This window comes from Nguyenibacter vanlangensis, from assembly GCF_013376155.1.
Taxonomy (GTDB): Bacteria; Pseudomonadota; Alphaproteobacteria; order Acetobacterales; family Acetobacteraceae; genus Gluconacetobacter; species Gluconacetobacter vanlangensis.
The window spans coordinates 1-17,298 of sequence record NZ_JABXXP010000023.1 but is presented as its reverse complement, the minus strand read 5'-3'; the positions used below and the strand labels follow the sequence as shown (position 1 = coordinate 17,298).

16 protein-coding genes and 1 pseudogene are annotated in these 17,298 nt (G+C 63.9%); 8 read left to right on the top strand and 9 right to left on the bottom strand.

Annotation, left to right across the window (positions count from 1 at the left end; genetic code table 11):
• Positions 1-191 precede the first annotated feature (191 nt).
• From moaA to HUK84_RS03465, 5 genes are all read left to right on the top strand, one after another.
• Positions 192-1,268 (top strand): GTP 3',8-cyclase MoaA, encoded by a 1,077-nt coding sequence (gene moaA, locus HUK84_RS03485; RefSeq protein ID WP_317135224.1) that lies wholly within the window; start codon positions 192-194, stop codon positions 1,266-1,268.
• A 1-nt stretch (position 1,269) separates the two neighbouring features.
• Positions 1,270-1,779 carry a cyclic pyranopterin monophosphate synthase MoaC gene (gene moaC / locus HUK84_RS03480; protein WP_176638998.1) on the top strand — a complete coding sequence of 170 codons (510 nt, stop codon included), beginning with the start codon at positions 1,270-1,272 and terminating at the stop codon, positions 1,777-1,779.
• A gap of 52 nt (positions 1,780-1,831) precedes the next feature.
• Positions 1,832-2,635: a formate dehydrogenase accessory sulfurtransferase FdhD gene (fdhD, locus tag HUK84_RS03475; RefSeq protein WP_176638997.1), complete on the top strand. Its 804-nt coding sequence runs from the start codon at positions 1,832-1,834 to the stop codon at positions 2,633-2,635.
• A 136-nt stretch (positions 2,636-2,771) separates the two neighbouring features.
• Complete coding sequence (locus HUK84_RS03470) at positions 2,772-4,592, top strand: FUSC family protein (RefSeq protein WP_218064186.1); 1,821 nt, start codon at positions 2,772-2,774, stop codon at positions 4,590-4,592.
• A 27-nt stretch (positions 4,593-4,619) separates the two neighbouring features.
• A complete protein-coding gene (locus tag HUK84_RS03465; RefSeq protein ID WP_246285342.1) occupies positions 4,620-5,588 on the top strand; it encodes a LysR family transcriptional regulator in 969 nt (322 codons plus the stop codon).
• 42 nt (positions 5,589-5,630) lie between these two features.
• On the opposite strand, the gene HUK84_RS03460 is transcribed toward HUK84_RS03465, so the two are convergent.
• The 5 genes from HUK84_RS03460 to HUK84_RS03440 form a co-directional block, all read right to left on the bottom strand.
• A complete protein-coding gene (locus HUK84_RS03460; protein WP_176638995.1) occupies positions 5,631-6,710 on the bottom strand; it encodes a flagellin in 1,080 nt (359 codons plus the stop codon).
• A gap of 20 nt (positions 6,711-6,730) precedes the next feature.
• A complete protein-coding gene (gene flgK, locus HUK84_RS03455) occupies positions 6,731-8,308 on the bottom strand; it encodes a flagellar hook-associated protein FlgK (RefSeq protein WP_176638994.1) in 1,578 nt (525 codons plus the stop codon).
• A 159-nt stretch (positions 8,309-8,467) separates the two neighbouring features.
• A complete protein-coding gene (flgF, locus tag HUK84_RS03450; protein ID WP_246285340.1) occupies positions 8,468-9,271 on the bottom strand; it encodes a flagellar basal-body rod protein FlgF in 804 nt (267 codons plus the stop codon).
• Between the two features lie 171 nt (positions 9,272-9,442).
• The gene (gene flgC / locus HUK84_RS03445; RefSeq protein WP_176638993.1) at positions 9,443-9,850 is read right to left on the bottom strand and encodes a flagellar basal body rod protein FlgC; all 408 of its coding nucleotides are present in this window, start codon (positions 9,848-9,850) and stop codon (positions 9,443-9,445) included.
• Positions 9,851-9,866: 16 nt separating this feature from the next.
• Positions 9,867-10,280 (bottom strand): flagellar basal body rod protein FlgB, encoded by a 414-nt coding sequence (locus HUK84_RS03440; protein WP_176638992.1) that lies wholly within the window; start codon positions 10,278-10,280, stop codon positions 9,867-9,869.
• A gap of 182 nt (positions 10,281-10,462) precedes the next feature.
• Between HUK84_RS03440 and HUK84_RS03435 the strand changes: the two genes are divergently transcribed.
• Complete coding sequence (locus tag HUK84_RS03435) at positions 10,463-11,245, top strand: prepilin peptidase (RefSeq protein ID WP_176638991.1); 783 nt, start codon at positions 10,463-10,465, stop codon at positions 11,243-11,245.
• A gap of 89 nt (positions 11,246-11,334) precedes the next feature.
• Here the strand turns inward: HUK84_RS03435 and HUK84_RS03430 are convergent, their stop codons facing one another.
• On the bottom strand, positions 11,335-13,953 hold the full coding sequence (locus HUK84_RS03430; protein ID WP_317135223.1) for a hypothetical protein: 2,619 nt from the start codon (positions 13,951-13,953) through the stop codon (positions 11,335-11,337).
• 117 nt (positions 13,954-14,070) lie between these two features.
• A complete protein-coding gene (locus HUK84_RS03425) occupies positions 14,071-14,319 on the bottom strand; it encodes a hypothetical protein (protein ID WP_176638990.1) in 249 nt (82 codons plus the stop codon).
• Position 14,320: 1 nt separating this feature from the next.
• Between HUK84_RS03425 and HUK84_RS22810 the strand changes: the two genes are divergently transcribed.
• Positions 14,321-14,629, top strand: coding sequence for a hypothetical protein (locus tag HUK84_RS22810; protein WP_218064185.1), 309 nt, complete (start codon positions 14,321-14,323; stop codon positions 14,627-14,629).
• 224 nt (positions 14,630-14,853) lie between these two features.
• Entirely contained in the window at positions 14,854-15,558 is a 705-nt protein-coding gene (locus tag HUK84_RS03420) for a response regulator transcription factor (RefSeq protein WP_246285338.1), read from the top strand.
• A gap of 91 nt (positions 15,559-15,649) precedes the next feature.
• Here the strand turns inward: HUK84_RS03420 and HUK84_RS03415 are convergent, their stop codons facing one another.
• On the bottom strand, positions 15,650-16,399 hold the full coding sequence (locus HUK84_RS03415; protein ID WP_176638988.1) for a flagellar hook assembly protein FlgD: 750 nt from the start codon (positions 16,397-16,399) through the stop codon (positions 15,650-15,652).
• A 39-nt stretch (positions 16,400-16,438) separates the two neighbouring features.
• Positions 16,439-17,298 (bottom strand): annotated as a pseudogene (locus tag HUK84_RS03410) (hypothetical protein); the annotation flags it as partial.

Here is a 17,298-nt window from a genome sequence, read left to right as displayed (position 1 = left end):
GGTCATCGACTACCCGATGCCGCGCGGCGCGATCGCCGGCTATTACCCCGAACTCAACCCGCTGCTGCCGCTCGATTATTTCGACGAGATCAGCGGCACCCCGGCGGCCAAATCCATACCGGTCAAGGTGGTTCCCAGCGTTGCCTCGGCGGCGCCGATCCGAATCGCCGGATAGAAGGCGGGAAGGCGTCGTGGATGAGATCGCCCTGAGGCGCGCGGACAGGCCGGTCCTGGACCGACGGGGCCGGCCTTTGCGCGATCTCCGGATATCGGTGATGGACCGGTGCAATTTCCGCTGCCCATACTGCATGCCGGAAGCAGCCTATCCGGAGGGCTTTCGTTTCCTGTCGCCGCCGGAACGGCTCGATTTCGACGAGATCACGCGCGTGGCGCGCATGGCGGCGGCACTGGGCGTCACCAAGCTGCGCCTGACAGGCGGCGAGCCCCTGCTTCGCCCCGGCCTGGCGGATCTGGTGGCGCGCCTGGTGCGGATTCCCGGCATCGACGACGTCGCACTCACCACCAACGGCGTGCTGCTGGACCGTCAGGCGGGCGCGTTGCGCGCGGCGGGGCTGCACCGCGTAACGGTCAGCCTCGACAGCCTCGATCCGCGCGTTTTCGCGCGTCTCAGTGGCGGAAGAGCGGAACTGGCGGCTGTGTTGCGCGGCATCGATGCCGCGCGTCATGCCGGGTTTCCCGGCGGCGTGAAGATCAACACCGTCGTCCAGCGCGGCGTGAACGATGAAGGCGTACCGGGTCTTCTGGCGCATTTTCGTCATACCGGCGTCGTGGTGCGCCTGATCGAATACATGGATGTGGGCAGCCGCAACGGCTGGACGCGCGACGACGTCGTGCCGTCGCGCGCATTGCTGGCGCGGCTCGACACGCTGTGGCCGCTCGAACCGCTTCTGCCGAACTATCGCGGCGAGGTGGCGCGCCGCTACCGCTATGTCGATGGCGGCGGCGAGATCGGTTTCATCGCCTCGGTCAGCGCGCCGTTCTGCGGCGGCTGTTCGCGCGCGCGGCTTTCGTCCGAGGGACGGCTCTATACGTGCCTCTTCGCGACGAAAGGCACCGACCTGCGCGCGATCCTGCGCGACCAATCCGGCGCCGGGGACGACGAGCGGCTTCGCCAGGTACTGTCCCGGATATGGCGCGACCGCGCCGACCGATACAGCGAGGCGCGCGTCGAGGATACGGCCCAGGCAGACGGAACAAAGTACAAGCAGACGCACGAAAAAATCGAAATGCACTATATCGGAGGCTGAGATGACGCGACAGGGACCCATCCTCACGCATCTCGACGAGAGCGGAAAGGTTCCGCGTATGGTTGATGTGGCCGAAAAACAGATCACGGAGCGGGAAGCGCATGCCCAGGCGCGCGTGCGATTTCCACCCGAGGTCGCCAGGGCGCTCCACGACGCGGCCTTCATGACGACGAAAGGGGCGGTGATCACCGTGGCGCAGGTCGCGGGCGTGATGGGGGTGAAGGCGACGTCGTCCCTGATTCCGCTCTGCCATCCGCTCGACCTGTCCGGATGCGCGGTCGATATCATGGTCGAGGGGGACGAAGCCGTGATAGAGTGCCGCGTGCGCTGCACAGGTCGCACCGGCGTGGAAATGGAGGCCCTGACAGGCGCCTCGGTTGCCGCGTTGACCATCTATGACATGTGCAAGGCCCTGACCCACGACATGGTGATCCGGGACGTGCGGCTGCTGGGGAAGACCGGCGGAAAGCGCGATTTCGGCAGTGCCCTGCCTGTCGTCGCGGTGTCATGACCCGTCCGCTTTGCGGCCTTGTGCGCGAGACGGAACGGAGGAAGAGACTGCCATGGGCGACTTGTTTCATGCGCTGACCGTGGCGCCCCTCGATTGTCCTGATGCGCCGACCGTCCTGAACGTCGCGGACGAGGTGTCGGTCAGGCTTCTGTTCAACGGGATCCTTCCGCACGGCGTGATGATGATGACGCCGGACCACCTGGAGGATTTCGCGTTCGGCTACTGCCTGACGGAGGAAATCGTTCACTCCGCCGACCAGATCCGGTCGGTCGTGGTGGCGGAAGGCGATGATGGACCGACGCTGGATGTCAGGATCGCCGGCGAGTGCCTGGCAGGATTGCTCCGGCGCAGGCCCCGCGCCCAGACCGGGCATTCAAGTTGCGGACTCTGCGGAAGCGACGACGTGCCGTCCGTGCATGCGGCCGAAACGGCGCCCTTCCCGGTCGCGTACACGATCGCCCCGGCGGCGGTGCGCCGCGCCTTGGACGACCTCGAACGCTGGCAGGACCTGAACGCCAGGACGCGCATGGTGCATGCGGCGGCCTGGGCCGACCGGGACGGTCGCATCCTCCTCATCCGCGAGGATGTCGGCCGCCATAACGCGCTCGACAAGCTGATTGGCGCCAGGATGCGCGATGCCGCGATCCAGACGGACGGGATCTGCCTTCTGAGCAGCCGGTATTCGTTCGAAATGGCGCTCAAGACCGTGCGCTCCGGCATGGCCACGGTCGTCGCGGTTTCCGCCCCGACCTACCGGGCATACCAGCTCGCCGAACGGATGAACCAGACATTGATCGCCATCGCGCGTCACGACAGGCAGCTCGTGTTCTGCGGTGGGGCACGCTTGGCGCGATGATCGCGCGTCAGGACGGGACGGCTGGCACCGGGGGAAGGGCCGACAGGGCCGGGGCGCCGCAAACGGGCGCTCCATCGCAATCGTCCCGCGCCGCATTGCCGCTTCGTCATGCGGTGGACCGCACATGTCGGCGGCCGTGAAAGGGGCCACTCTGCCGGCATGGCCCGGAAAATGGGCGTGGCTGTATGCGCCGTCGTGGTCCAGCACGGCATTTGCCCTGCGGACGTCGGTGGCGGCGCTCATGTCCCTGCTCGTCGCCATGTGGATGGAGCTGGATAGTCCGCAATGGGCGCCTCTCACCGTCTGGGTCGTCGCGACATCGACCCGCGGAGAGACCCTCTCCAAGGCGCGCTGGCGCCTTGTCGGAACGGCTGCGGGGTGCATCATCAGCGTCTGTGCCATTGCGTGTCTGCCGCAGCAGCCCGCATTGCTGATACCGTCCATGGCCCTGTGGGTGGGCGGTTGCAGCGCGTGCGCCACGTTCTTCGACGGCTATCGTCGCTATGCGTTTCTCGTCGCCAGCTTTACCGGCGCGATCGTTTCCTCGGCCGCTTTCACGGCGCCCCAGAACATCTTTGAAATCTCGCTGTCCCGCGGAACATACATCGTTCTCGGCATCCTGTGCGAAACCGCCGTGGCGACGCTGACCAGCCGCAATGCCGAGAAAGTCGCATTCACGAATCTCGTCGCACGCCTGCGCGGCATGACGGCCAGGGTCGAGGACGCCATCAGGGACTCCGCCGGGCGCCCTCTCTCCATACCGCAGGAAACGGATCTGCTGGAGGATGTCATGGCCGCGAACGCCCGGGTCGAGTTCGACGTGCTCGAACTCGGGCCGGGCCATGGCCGGATCGTCGATCATGCCCGCGCGACATTAAGCGTCCTCCTCATGAGTCTCGCCAGGGCGCGTGTCGGCCTGGCGGCCTCCGAATTGACGGACGACATGGATGCTGCGCGAAGGCATATGGCGGCGATCCTGCATCCCAGGCGGGGCGACAGGTTCCGGTTCTCGGCACATTCCCCACGCCAGGCGGCAGAGGCCGCAAGAGTAGGGGCAAGAACGGCCACCGGCATTCTCGGTGCCGGCCTTCTTTGGGACGTGACCGCCTGGGATGAAGGACCCCGCTTCTTTTCCTACCTGACCCTCGTCAGCGGTCTTCTGGCGACCCGCGACCTGCCGGCCGTGGCCGCGCGGGATTTCCTGACCGGCGCGATGTGGAGCACGGCAGTCGCCTGCCTGTTCGTATGCGTCGTCATGCCCGCCGTGACGGCACCCGAATGCCTCGCTGCCCTGCTGTTCTGCCCCATGTTCGTCGGTGGGCTTGCTGCCCGGGACAGCAGATTGGGCACCCATGCCATGGCATTCAACATGTTCCTGCCTGTCCTCATCGCGCCCAGCAACGGGGGACGGACCGACGAGATCGCGTTTTTCAACGGCGCGATGTCGTTTCTGGCCGCGATCGTGTACGAGAAGACGATCCTGTCCACCGTGCTTCCGTTTGGCGCGGTAAGCCATCTGCGTCGTACCGACATCTGGGTCCAGAGGCGGCTGCGCCTCCTGGCGAAGACATCGGCGACCCAGACGATCGCGCAATGGCTTTACGAAAATGCCGCCAGCATGGTCCGGTCGGTCAGGACATGCCGGGGCGCGCCGGACGACACGCTCAAACACTACCTGGCGCGCCACCTGCAGGCCATGGTGCTCGGCCTGTGGATTATCGAACTGCGCGATGCGTCGCAGGGCGCGTCGCTGTCACGACAGGCGGCGACGAGGCTCCGGGTCTTTTTGCAAAGATGGTCGCAACAGGGCGAGGATTCCGTGGGACTGGCACGGCTCACGCTTGCCGATCTTCAGGCCCATGCCCATGCCCAGCCCCATGTCACGCCGGAAATCATACGCGCATTACGTGGGATTATCGATAATGTCCCGCTATCAAGGGAGAGTATTGTGGAATGAGAATCCCGGACTGACACCGCACGGGCCATGTCGCAGCAGGGCACGGAATCCCTCAATCAGCGAGAAGAGCAGATCATGTTTCTGAAGCAATTATATTATCTTCGCGAAATCGAACGGTATCAGAGCTTCTCCAAGGCTGCCCAGGCATGCAACGTGTCGCAGCCGGCGCTCTCCCGGGCCATCCGTCAGCTCGAAGACGAGCTGGGTATCGTCATTATCGACCGCAAGAAAAAGGTCTTTGGCGTCACCGACGACGGGGTGCGCGTTCTCAAATGGGCGCACGACATCCTGCGGGGCGTCAGCGAACTGCGCAATGAAGTATCGAGTTCCCGGCAGGCTATCGCGGGTGTCGTCAAGATTGGCGTCATTCCGACCGCCGTGCATATCGTTCCCATTTTGCTCGAAGAGGTCCGGGCACGATGCGGTGACTTCGCAAGCGAGGTCTTCGTCCTGCCGAACATCGCGATCATCGAGAAACTGGTAAGCAAGGAACTCGATATCGGCATCATGTATTACGATCAGTGTCCGCAGGCCAAAGCTTTCGAAGTGCGTGCTCTCTATGCCGAACAGCAGGTACTCGCGGCATCCGATGCGTCGTCGTTGCCGGCGGGAGACCAGATCAGTTGGGAGGCCGCGGCCAGGCTGCCCCTCGCGTTGCTCAGCAGGGAATTGCGCTGTCGGCAATTGGTCGATGTCGGGTTTCAGACCGCCGGGGTCGAGCCGATCATACGGCTCGAAACGAATTCCCTGGAAATGATACACGCCGAAGTCATGGCCGGAAAGGTGGCGACCATTCTGCCGGTTTCCTCCTTTCCCTTGCGCGTGCCACCACAGGGCCGGTTAAAGATGCGGCGTCTTCCAGGTTTTTCGCCCGGCTCCGTCGGACTGGTCCGCCTGAGCGAGCCGGGGCTCTCCACATTCGCGTCGGAAGTCTGGGCCACGGTGCTGAAAACGCGCTTGCAGGACGACCTGGATCTCCTGTGCAAATCCGGTTGAGGATCGCGTTTCCCGCCCGCCGGACAGCCCGAACCGGCATAGTCAGATATAATTTGCCAATGTCATGTTTTTCATGTCGGAAACCAGGATGTACGAGGCTTCGAGCCGCGTATTGAGTTCGGACGTCTCCGTGGCAACCGACGCAATATCGGCGTCTCTGGCATTCGAAAGCTGGGTCTTCAGCATCGACTGCACGCTGGTAAGCAGCGTCGATTGCGATGTCAGGCCGTCCTGGGTCACGCCGACCGTCGATTCCATGTCCGTAAGCTGGCCGATCGTGGTCGTGAGCGATGCGTTAAGCTGATTGACCAGATCCGAAAAACCGCTTGTCGAAGGCGACATGTTCTTCATTGACGACATGATCATCATGTCGCGCATCAGGTCCCGGATCGGCGAACCCGTGGATGTCGAGGACGCCGAGGACGTGGCCGTGCCCTGTGTCGCAACGATGCCGACGGCTATCGATGAATTGTCGCCCGTTACGACCGATCGCTGAAGGCCGACGGCCGCACCCGGCGAGACGGAGAGCGATGGCGAAAAAACCGAGAGCGACGGGTCGCTCGCGGCGGTCGTGGCATTGGCCATGACCGACGATGCGCCGGCCGAGCCGAGTGTGCCGACGATGTCGGAGATCTGTGCCGCGAGCGCGCTGTTCGCAAGCGGCATATTGCCGTTGATCGGGGGCGTGTTGGAATCGTTTCCGGAAAAGACATAGCCGGATCCGCTGGACGTGTTGAGAACGGATTGCAGCTCGGTCAGGGTGCTGGTCGCCTGCACCGCAACGGACGTCACCGCACCGGGGGACGTCGTGCCGGAAATGCCCACTAGGCTCGTGGCCATCGACTGAGCCTGCGAGACAAGCTGCGTCAGGGCCGTGGCCGTGACGGTCAGGTTGGTCTGCGCATTCGTGATATTGGCCTGCCAGGCGCCGACCTGGGTGATCTGCGGCGTGAGACTGATGGCGGTCGATCGCGTCGAACCAAGTCCCGCATAGGTTTCAGAAAGCGTGCCGGCAGACGTTTCCCACGAGAGCGTTTCGTTCTCCAGGTTCATGTCCTTGATGCCGGAAGAGAGGATAAGAGAGGCGCCGGCATCGCCATACTGACCGATCGTCGTACTCATCAGCTTTGCTCCGAGCCTGTTTAATTGATGGCATCCAGAAGCGCCGTAAACATGTTCTGTACGGCAGAGACCACTTTTGCATTGGCGGTATAGGCATTTTGCAAGGCCACGACCTTGGACATTTCATCGTCCACGTTGACGCCGGATACGTTGGAAACGCTTGTCTGCAATGTTGTCTGAACCGAGGTGGCGGACGTCAGGTTATCGCTCGCGGTCGAGATCGTCGCGCCCTGGGCCGAGGTCAGCGTCGTGGCCAGTGCAAGCAGCCCCTGGTTGCCATTGTAACCCGTTGATTGGCTGCCGTCCGGCCCCAGGCCGCTCGACGGCGCGGCAAGACCCGCGCTTTGGCTGACATCGTTGGAATCGGTTCCGAACGCCTGGCTGAGAACGTTCGTGATGATGGTCGTATCGCCGGTCGTCGTCGCACCGGTCGTGCCGTTGGTCGTGGTCGTGAGCAATGACGGCGTGTCGGCATATATCCGGCTGACGCCGATCGCCGACGACAGCCCCACGATACCGTTGGGCGTCTCCTGCGTCGGATTGGAAGATTGGGGCACGGTCGTGCCGGTTGCGTCCGTGCCGTTCGTGAACAGCGAGAGACCCGCGTTGCTGAAACGATTGATGAGCGTATAGGAAAACGAGTCCAGTTGTGCCTGCATCTGCGGATAGGTGTCGTCGCGCAGCGTGATGTTGGCGCCCAGCGTGCCGCCGGTCAGATGCGCGGTGACGTCCGTTCCGGCCAGCATGATGCCGGGGATCGTCGAACCGGCGTTGCCGGCGGCATAATACATGCCCGACGTGACGGTGGCGTAGGATGTGCTCAATGGCCAGGTGGAACTCGGAAGGGTTTCCGAACTGTCATTCCCGCCGATCTGGTCGGGGCGGGTCGGAAGTTCCGTTCCGTCCGCGGTTCGGACGATCATGTCGCCGTTCGCGGTCGTAGAAAACGTGACCGAAAGTTGAGAGGACAGGTCGGACATGATTCCCAGGCGCTGGTTCTCGAGATCGGCCGTGTCCGATCCGATGGCCTTGAGGTTCATGATCTGCTTGGACAAAACGCCGATCTGCGTGAGGTCGGAATTGACCGAGGATACGGTCGAGGCGACATTGTCTTGCGCGGTCTGGCGCTGGCTCGCATATGTCGTGGCCAGTGTATGGATCGCGGTCGTCAAGGATTGCGCATTCGAGATCACGGTCGATTGCGAGGCGCTGTCCAGGGGATTGGCGGTCAGTTCCGTAAGGGCGTTCTGCACATTGCCCAGATCATCGGAAAGCGTGTTCGTGCTGCCGGAATCCGACGATGTCGAGCCCTGGACGGCGGACACCGCGGCAAGCGAATTGCTCATCGTCGAATAGGATGCGACCTGGGCATTCTGACCGTACAGGGCCGATTGCAGCGCCTGGTTGATGCTCAGTTGCGTCGCGCCGATCCTGACGCCGTTTCTCAGGCCGCCCGGCACGTCGGACGATATCGTGGCCGTTTCGCTCACATACCCTGCCGTGCCCGAGTTCGAAACGTTCTGCGAGGTGACGGACAGTTCGGATTCGATCGCGTTCAGTCCGCTGGTGGCGATCGATAGAGATGAGATCAGATCCATACGCACAGTCCCCGCGTGCAAAGCCACCGTCTCTGTCGACCTCCATGCCGCCGCCTGAAGCCGGGCGGACATCGACGAGGATTTCGAGGGTTTGCTATAGATGAATGGTTTCTAAAAGGTTACGAGACGCGGCATTGAGGATCCCGGGCATCCGCCTGATCAGGACATCGGTTCGGCCGTAATCTTGTCGATCGCGTTCATGTTGCGTGTCGACTCGGTCTGTAGAAGCTGGAATGTCAGGTCATAGTCGCGCTGGATCTCGACCAGTTTCGTTGTTTCGGAAACCGGGTTGACGTTGCTCGACTCCAGCATGCCCTGCCGTATTTCCGGCCGGGCCACCGCACGTGTCCGCGCCGTCGGTCTCAGCAGGTAATTGCCTTCGGGCACCAGGGTCTGAAGATTGTCGACCGTAACCAGTCCGATGGTTCCGACCATGCCGTTTTCGGTCGATATGGTGCCATCCGACGCGACGGACAGAACATCATCCTGCTGCTGGAGAACCAGGTTTCTTCCGTTATTGTCCAGTATGGGGTTTCCCGACCCGTCAACGACCGTTCCATCCAGGCGGCGATGGAACTGGCCATTGCGCGTCAGCCTGATTCCCTGTGTCGTGCGAACGGTAAAATAGCCTTCGCCATTGATGGCGAAATCGGTCGGGTTGCCCGTCTGTCGCAGGGCGCCCTGCAGATGGTCCTGATAGGTCGCCTTGTCCTGCGTGTACGCTTCGTCCTTCTCTCCGGCCGGCGTGTGGACGTCGTTCTGATGAACGAGATATTCGGAAAAAAGCTGCCGCGTCGCCTTGTATCCGTCGGTATTGGCGTTGGCGAGGTTGTTGGCGGTCACGTCCAGGGCACGCGTCAGGACGTCGATGCGGGACAGGGCAATATATGTCGTATTGTCCAATGTCTCTCTCCAGAAGGAATCGGCCCGGCCGGATCCGGTAAAGGCATCCGGCAAAGACATATGGCCGCACATTTCCGCTATCCAGCAGAAGACTAACGGATTGCCTGCGAAACGGCAACATGCGCCGCGGACGGGCACAAGATACGGCCGCCGGCACAAAAGCGCGTTTCAGCCCTCTCGAATCGGGAAATTTTCAGACCGCCCGGCAGGCTCGGCCCGGCGCGCGACCGGCTACTTCATCAGGTTGACGGTACGGGTCAGCATGGAGCGCGTGATCTGCATGGTGTTGAGATTGGCTTCATACGCATGCTGCGCCTCATGCGTATCCATGATCTCGACCATCGTGTTGACATTGGGCATCTTGACCAGGCCCGCCGAGTCCGCGGCGGGATGCGAGGGATCGTACCGCGTCTGGAAGGGTGTCTGGTCCTGCCCGATTTCCTTGATCGCCACGCTGGAAACCCCGGACTCGTGGTTCAGGACCTCCTGGAAGGTAATCGTCTTGCGCCGATAGGGATCCGCCCCAGGGGTCGAGCCCGTGGTATCCGCGTTGGCCAGGTTTTCCGCCGCGACGTGCAGCCGCTCGGCCTGTACGCGCATTCCGGCGGCGGAGACGCCCAAACTGTCCGAAAAATCCATGTCTCAACTCTCGCGGTCAGGACGAGGTGCCAAGGGCTGTGGAAAACATCGACATATATACGCTGTAGGCATTCGTCGCGAGACGCTGCTGGTCTTCCGTGTTCGCCACCTTTTCCAGCTCGTCCTCAATCCTGACCTCGTTCCCGTCCGGCGAGGCCGAGCCGCCCATCCGGTCCGCCTTGCCGGCGCCCCCATGTCCGGGCAGGTGGCCTGGCTCGGTCTGCGCCAGCGTCATGGCCATCTGGTTTTGCAGGACTCCCTGAAACGGAGCGATATCCTTTGGTACGTAACCCGGGGTGCTGGCGTTGGCCACATTGCCGGCAAGAACGGATTCGCGGGTCTGAAGCCATTGCAGGCGGCGCGCGGCCAGATCGAGCACATCGGTCCCGCCATTGACCGGCGACACCTGGGATGACAATGCTTCCAGCATGCGATGTCAGTTCCCTTCCGTTCTCTGCCGGTGCCTGTACTTGCGATGCACCCGTCTTTATACAGCGATGACGATGTCTGAATAGCCTGTGGCGGCGATGATAACCATAGTTTTTTCGGCGTTGCGCGCCCGCAACTGAATCCCGGTCGTGGATGAACGGCAACTGGATGTGGAAATCCGATATGGGCGACTGGCTCCTGTCCATTGCGGCAATGGCGGGCATGGTCATATGGAGCCTTCTGGTGCGCGACGGCCGGACATCTCTCGCCGGCTTCGGGGTGGCGCTCTGGTTTCCCATCTCGATCGGGCTATATCGGGTCCTGCTGCGCTGGCTGCCGATGATCGGCGGGGTCTATGCCTGTCCCGTGCGGGCAACATCGCAGCAGCAGCGGGAAATAACCGCTGGATGCCTTCTGACCGCCGCGTTTTCCATGCTGTGCCTGGCCTGCATGCCGGCGCCGATCGCCGCGGCGAATATCCTCGCGCTCAACTTTGCCTGCCTGGCGGCGCTGTTCGACAGGATCGCGGGCTGGCTGCCCAATCATGTTCTCATCCCCATGCTTCTGGCAGGCTTGCTGGCCGGTGCCCTGCGGGGCGGCGCGAACGCGGCGATCCTGGGTGCCGCGGCGTCCTGGGGGGCGGCGGTCCTGGCCCTTCTGTTCCTCTCCGTGTCGCTTCGGGCCAACCTCCTGTCCGGCGAGGATGTCGCCATGGCGGCCGCCTGCGGCGCCTGGGTCGGGATCGGGGACCTGTCGATCTTTCTTTCGGTGACCGGGTTTCTCTACTGGGCGTCATGTGTCGCCGTGCGTCATGTCCGGGCCCCGGGTTGGGGCCGCCTCGACGGCCCTGAGCGGATACGGATGCAACCGACCGGGCCGTCATTCGCGCTCGGCCTGGCGATAACGCTGCTCCTGCACGGCGTCCCGGGCCTGCCGAGCTGGGTGTATCGTATCGCGGCCCATTGAACCGCGCAGCGCGCACGCAGCGCGCGGGCCGGGGCGGCCCTGCTCCCGACAATCAGGCAGACGCAATCAGGCAGGCGACAATCGGAACATCACAGGGCGGACGGCATCTGCGCATCGGCCAGCGCGCTGTCCGTTCGCCGCGTCAGCAGCCTGAACATGCGCGCGTCGTCGCCTTCCATCGGTCTGTCTCCGACCCGGTTGGCAATCCAGTCCAGCATGGGGCGATCGGCGGCCCGCGAGGCATCCGAGGCCAGCCGAAGGGCAAGGATCTGCTGGTCCGGCGTCAGGGGGCCGGCTTGCGGAATGGTCGCCTCGGCCAGCTTGCGCACATCTCCAGCCGCCGCCGCCCATTCGCCTTTCCCTTCGTGAATGCGCGCCGTGATATCGAGGGAGGCCGCATCCATGTCACCGCGCAGGACGGACAATGCCTTGGCCCGGTCGCCCGTCGCCAGGGCGATCCGCGCCGCAATCCTGCGTCTGGTCGCCTTGACGTCGTCCGACAGCCCCTGGTCATCCGTGGCCGTCAGGGCGTCCATCGCATCCTGCGGGCGTTTTCTGTCGATGTCCGCGTTTGCCAGCCCGGCCCCCGCCAGGGCGCGGACATCCGGAGACTCGAGCATCGGGATCGCATCGGAAAAAGCCTGGGCCGCATCGTCCGACAGCCCCAGGGCAAGCAGCATCTTGCCATAGGCCACCAGGATCTCGCCCTTCCGCACGCCCGGCGGCAGGGCGGACCGATGCGCCTTCAGCATGGCGGCGTCATGCAGCAGGCTGTCCGGGCTCGCGCCCTGCGTCCCGATGTCCTGCGTCCCGGTGTCGGCGATCCCCGCCAGGGCCTGGAAGAGCAGCGGTGCGGCCGCGCTTTCCGATGCGGCGTGCGGGCCCGCCCGGGCAGCGTCTATGGCCGTCAGCGCCTCGTTCCATCGATGCATCCGCAGATCGGCATCGGCCTGCAGCAGGCGCAGCGCCGCGTCCCGGCCCGCCAGCCGCGCATCCGGAAGCAGGGACCCAAAGGCGGCGACCGCCCCATCGGGGGTGATACGGCCATCGGCAAGGTCGAGCGAGATCCTCTGCTCGGAGGCCTTCTCGGCGACGACCGGGTCCCTGTCATCGGCGAGTATCCGGAATGCCGCATAGGCACGATCGCGCTGGCCGAAGCGTAATTGTCCGAACGCGGCCCCGAGCCGATATGCCGGACCGGGCGGCAGGTCATCCAGGGCGACGACGTCGTCCTGCGATCCGTAGCGGCCGATTTCCTCCGCCGCCATCGGCAAAACCATATCCCGTACCGGACCGGGATAAGCCCTGAGCCTGGCGAAATCTTTTGCCAGGAGATGCGCCGCTTCCGCGTCATGCCCGCCCGATGCGGCGAGATACAGGCCGCGCCAGACCTGCGTCGCGCGCTGCTGGCCGTCCGGCCAGGGACCGCCGAGGCCCGCGGCGCCTTGCGTGTTTCCGCACAGCAATTCCGAAGCCGCCAGAAGGAATCCGACCCCCGGCAGAGCCGATTCTTCCGGATCGTCCTGAAGGGCGACCGTCAGGATGCCGCGCGCTTCCACGAACGAACCGAGGCTGAAGGCGGCCTTCGCCGCATCCAGGCGGCGCGCGAAACGATGCGCGGGGTCCGAATCCGCGGCGGCAAGAAGCGCATCGTGATAGCGTTTCGCAAGCCCGCTCACCGGCAGGTCCAGCAATCCAAGCCATTTCAGGTCGACATCGCTGGCATAGACCGCCGCGCCGCGATCGGGAATGGGCTTGCCGTCCCCGCTCAGAAGGGCGCCCTCGGGCTCCGCCCGCATGCCGATATCCGGAGACCGCGCCGCGACGACCACGCCCTCGGCCGTCGGCCATACGTCGTACCCGTCGCCTTCCCGCAGCGAGAGTATGCCGCCGTCATCCATGGTGGAAGTGCCGACGAGCAGCCGGTCCCTGGATGCGGGGTCCGAGATCGACAGGACGCGCCCGGGCCGGCGCATCGGATACAGGATCCCGTCCTCGACCGGGCGCGGATTGATCACCCGCCGGTCCGCGTAATCGTCTCCCGGCGGCGGCTTGTCGCCCAGCACCCATCCTTCCGCCTGCTGCGAAAGATACAGGCGTCGCGTGTCCGGAAGGCGCACCTGTATCAGGGTCGCGTCCGGAAGGGTCCTGACGGTAAGCGTCGAGAAGATGCCGTCCCCGCGTATGGCGCTGGTATCCATCGGCTCCGCGTTGTCGACCACGATGATGAACCGGTCGCCGCTGTGGAACGCGGCGATGCCCATGTGCGGCGGCACCGGGATCAGGATGCGATCCGCGGACGGCGCAGCCTGACGGGCGCCTTGCGCTTCGGACAGGGACGTCCGTGCAGATGCCCGCTGCGGCGCCTCCTTGCCGGACCCCGTTCCGGCGACCTTGCCGCCCGCCTGCATCTCCGCGGCTGCGGGGGGCGTGTCCAGGATCGTCGCCGTCCATGCGGGCGGCAATCCCTTGAGTAATGCCGCATCCGACAGGCCATCATCCTGCGACGGCGCAGGCGGCGCGTCCGGCGCGGGGGCAAAAGAGGGTGTGCCCCGGTCGGACGGACGGGGCGTGTTCGGCTTGCCGTGGTGCCGGGCGGATACATGTCTGCCCGCTGCCATGACGGGCGTGATGGCGCAGCAGGACAGAAGCACAAGGCCCGAAAGCGCGACGCAGCGTCTCACGCGGGGCGTTCTGCTGAAAGGCACGTGTCTTTGAATCCTGGTGGGGTCATATCCCGTCCGTCAAACCGGGCAAACCGGAAAACCCGCGCGGGTCGGGCCGGAGGCCCGGCCGCATGATGATCTATCCGGCACGGATGCCGATCAGGCAAAGAGGTCGACAGCGCTCGCTTCGGCGGATTCAGCCTTGTGTGCCGTTCCGGTGGGGATGATCTGCCCCGTCGCATCAAACCGCATGGCGGAGGAAGAGCCGTCAATGCCCTTGGACACGACATTGATGCCGGTCGCCGCCGCATGGTCCGGCCGCGAATTGCGGTACGCCGCATGCGAATGCGTCACTGTCGCCTGGCGGATGCTGGATGCGAGCGCCGAAGCGGCGGTGGTATCTGCCATTATGTCATCCTTCACTGCGGAGAAACGGAGAAAAAAACATCGCCCGGCAATGCGGCGCACGTGGATCGGGTGGCAACAGCATGTCGGCGCGACATCTTCCGTTTCCGGGATGCATGTCAAGTCAACCAATCATGCCAATGTCACGACCAAACTATACTCTGCCAGTTTATGGGACGGGTATGGCTTCGCCAAGGTGTTTTTTGGCATCCGGGTCTTGCCTTCCATCCCCAACGGGCCGAGTATCCATGTCGATGCTGTTGCCGAGTGCCCGGAGATGCCTTTGATCCGGCATCATCAAAGGGTTTTTTAGAAGGTGGCTCCCATTCTGGCCTTGACCGAAGGTTGACGTCCCGGAGCCTCGATAGGAGGGATACGGGACAAATATAGTCCCCTATTTCTTTCGCGGCGAGCTGCCGTGCATTTATACATGGATGCAAGATGCGCGTACTCTGTATTGGCGAAAGCGCGGCTTATGGTGGAAGACCGTGCGAAGGACTGTCGAAGGCTGCGCTCGAGGGCTCTGTCTCAATAACGATGTCGGGACCCGCGGGCGTCGTGGAAACATTGCGCCGCTCGCATTACGACATCGTGGTCGTTCAGCAGGCGGCGCCGGACGTAAAGCTGCTGCGCCACATACGCAACAGCCGCATTCCGACGCCGGTGATGATCGTCGCCCAGAATACGACCCCCGCGGCCGTCGCCGATGTCCTCTCCGTCGGCGCCGACGATTGCGTGCTGGCCTCGGCCGATCCCAGGGAATTGCTGGCGCGGCTTCGCGCCATCGTCCGGCGGGTCAGCGGGCATGACAGCCTCACCCTGCATATCGGCCGGCTGACGGTCGGGATCGACCGGCGGGAAGTCCATATCGACGACAAGCTGGTTCCCCTGACCCGCAGGGAATATGACCTTTTCGGATTGCTCGCGCTGCGAAAGACCCAGGTATTGAGCAAGGAGACGGTTCTGGACAGTCTCTATGCCGGGGAAAGCGAGCCGTACGGCAAGGTCATCGACGTCATGATCTGCAAGATCCGCAAGAAAATACGCGCCTTCGGTATTGACGAGCCCTTCACCACATTATGGGGGATCGGCTATCGCCTCAACGAGGATGCCTTCGCCCCGCTGGGTTCCAGGATGGACAGCGCCGAAGGCCGGGGCGTTCAGGCGGCGAAGGAATCCTGCATTCCCGTGATGTCGGGGATCAACATCCTGGCGCCCGTGGCGGCACTGGACATCGCATAGCATTGTCCGCGACGGCGGGCATCGGGAATGTCGATGCCGGCCCCCTCCGGAACGCGGCCGCCCAAACAAGGCGGATTACGAGTAAGGCGGATTACGAGCCGGTGCTGCCTGTCCCCGAGGACAGGTTCGTGATGTCGGACATCGGGATATTCGCGCTGCCCATTTGGGCTTCCATGCCGGACGCGCCCTTCGTCATGCCGGTGATGGTGCCGGTGACGGTGAATGGCACGTCGGACGTGGTGCCCGAGGAGCCGATGGTTTCGACCGATACGTTATAGGCGCCGTCCGACAATTGGTTGCCGTTATTGTCCGTTCCGTTCCAGGTCCATGTGTTGGTGCCGCTGCCGGCCGTCATGACGGCATCCTTGACGATCGTGCCGGAGGCGTTGGCCACGGCGATGGCGACCGTTTCTCCCGGGCTTCCCGAGAAACTCAGCGAGGCGGAACCGCTCTGCAGCGGCAATGTCGTCGTGTTCGCGGTTGCCGTCTTGCCGACCAGGCTGGAGTCGGTGCTCAACTGGCCGTCCTCATTCAGCGAAATCAGCGACGACAGATTCGAGTTCGTCTCGACCTGCTGTTCCACTCCTGCGAACTGCGCGAGTTCCGACGTAAAGGTGTCGGTGTTCATCGGGCTGCTCGGGTCCTGGTTTTTCAGTTGCGTCGTCAGCAGGGTCAGAAAAGTGGTGTAATTGTCGGCAAGCGAGGACAAGGCGGATGTGGAAAGGCTGCCCGAGCCTGAACTGCCGGTGCCCCCGGAAGCGGACGAGGCTGCCGAACTCTTGGCGGCCGATTCCGCCGCCTGGATAAGCTTGGCCTCATTGCTGATGGTTGGCGTGGTCATCGGCCTTTTTCCTTCTCGTCTTCGCGATTGCCGTTCAGGTCATGCGGTAATGTTGATGCCGCTGCCGGCATATGGTCCGACCGACCTTGCCGGGCCGGCACGGCTCTGATCGTCGGCATCGGCACGTCCCGGTACAGGGACCATGGCGCCGCTCCAGCCGCCACCGCCGTACGCGTGCTGTCCGCCTTGTCCGGAGCCGCCTCCCGGCATGCTTCCCGAAAAATTCCCACCGAACATGCTCTCTCCGCCCGAGTCCCGCCCTTGGTTGCCCGCCCCGTCATGGCCGGCGGCGACGACGTCGATTTTCAGGTTGTGCACGTCTATGCCGGCCGCGTCGAGTGCGGCGACCAGTTCATGCCTGTTGTCGGCAAGATGGCGCGCCGTGATGTCGTCGTCGCTCTGGAGAACCACGCCGGTGGCAATCCCGTCGGCTCCGTCGACCCGCACATGCACGGGGGAGGAATCGCCGGTCAGAACCGTCAGGGACAGAGAACTCGACCCGTCGGCTGACCGTGACAGCACGGGTGACGAGACGGTCTGGGCGCCCGTATCGATATTTCCGTCAAGCAAATTCCTGGTCTGGACGGACTGCGTTGCCGACGCCCTGTCATCCAGCGTGGCGGCGAACGCGGCGGAGAGCGGCGTTTCGAAAGGAAGATGGATCGCGTTCGTCGTCGGGATGTCAGCCTGCCGGCTTGCTCCGCCCTGATCGCCGCCGCCCTGATTGCCACCGCCTTGATTGCCGCCGCCCTGGCCGCCGGACAGGCCAGGATTGCCGGCCACGCCGTTCTGCCTGACAGGCTGGGTGGCAGCCCCGGCCGCACCGTCCGCCGAAGGCGCCGCAGCGGCATATGTCGAGGATGCGAACGGGGCGGACGCCCGGGACGGCAATGCCGGCC

What these genes read in the sequence shown, in the direction of transcription:
- HUK84_RS03420 (WP_246285338.1), top strand. Translation starts at nt 14,854, where the DNA reads ATGTCGGGACCCGCGGGCGTCGTGGAAACATTGCGCCGCTCGCATTAC.
- fdhD (WP_176638997.1), top strand. Translation starts at nt 1,832, where the DNA reads ATGGGCGACTTGTTTCATGCGCTGACCGTGGCGCCCCTCGATTGTCCT.
- HUK84_RS03415 (WP_176638988.1), bottom strand. Translation starts at nt 16,399, where the DNA reads ATGACCACGCCAACCATCAGCAATGAGGCCAAGCTTATCCAGGCGGCG.
- moaC (WP_176638998.1), top strand. Translation starts at nt 1,270, where the DNA reads ATGACGCGACAGGGACCCATCCTCACGCATCTCGACGAGAGCGGAAAG.
- HUK84_RS03425 (WP_176638990.1), bottom strand. Translation starts at nt 14,319, where the DNA reads ATGGCAGATACCACCGCCGCTTCGGCGCTCGCATCCAGCATCCGCCAG.
- flgK (WP_176638994.1), bottom strand. Translation starts at nt 8,308, where the DNA reads ATGGATCTGATCTCATCTCTATCGATCGCCACCAGCGGACTGAACGCG.
- HUK84_RS03440 (WP_176638992.1), bottom strand. Translation starts at nt 10,280, where the DNA reads ATGCTGGAAGCATTGTCATCCCAGGTGTCGCCGGTCAATGGCGGGACC.
- HUK84_RS22810 (WP_218064185.1), top strand. Translation starts at nt 14,321, where the DNA reads ATGTCATCCTTCACTGCGGAGAAACGGAGAAAAAAACATCGCCCGGCA.
- flgF (WP_246285340.1), bottom strand. Translation starts at nt 9,271, where the DNA reads ATGTCTTTGCCGGATGCCTTTACCGGATCCGGCCGGGCCGATTCCTTC.
- HUK84_RS03460 (WP_176638995.1), bottom strand. Translation starts at nt 6,710, where the DNA reads ATGAGTACGACGATCGGTCAGTATGGCGATGCCGGCGCCTCTCTTATC.
- HUK84_RS03435 (WP_176638991.1), top strand. Translation starts at nt 10,463, where the DNA reads ATGGGCGACTGGCTCCTGTCCATTGCGGCAATGGCGGGCATGGTCATA.
- HUK84_RS03465 (WP_246285342.1), top strand. Translation starts at nt 4,620, where the DNA reads ATGTCGCAGCAGGGCACGGAATCCCTCAATCAGCGAGAAGAGCAGATC.
- flgC (WP_176638993.1), bottom strand. Translation starts at nt 9,850, where the DNA reads ATGGATTTTTCGGACAGTTTGGGCGTCTCCGCCGCCGGAATGCGCGTA.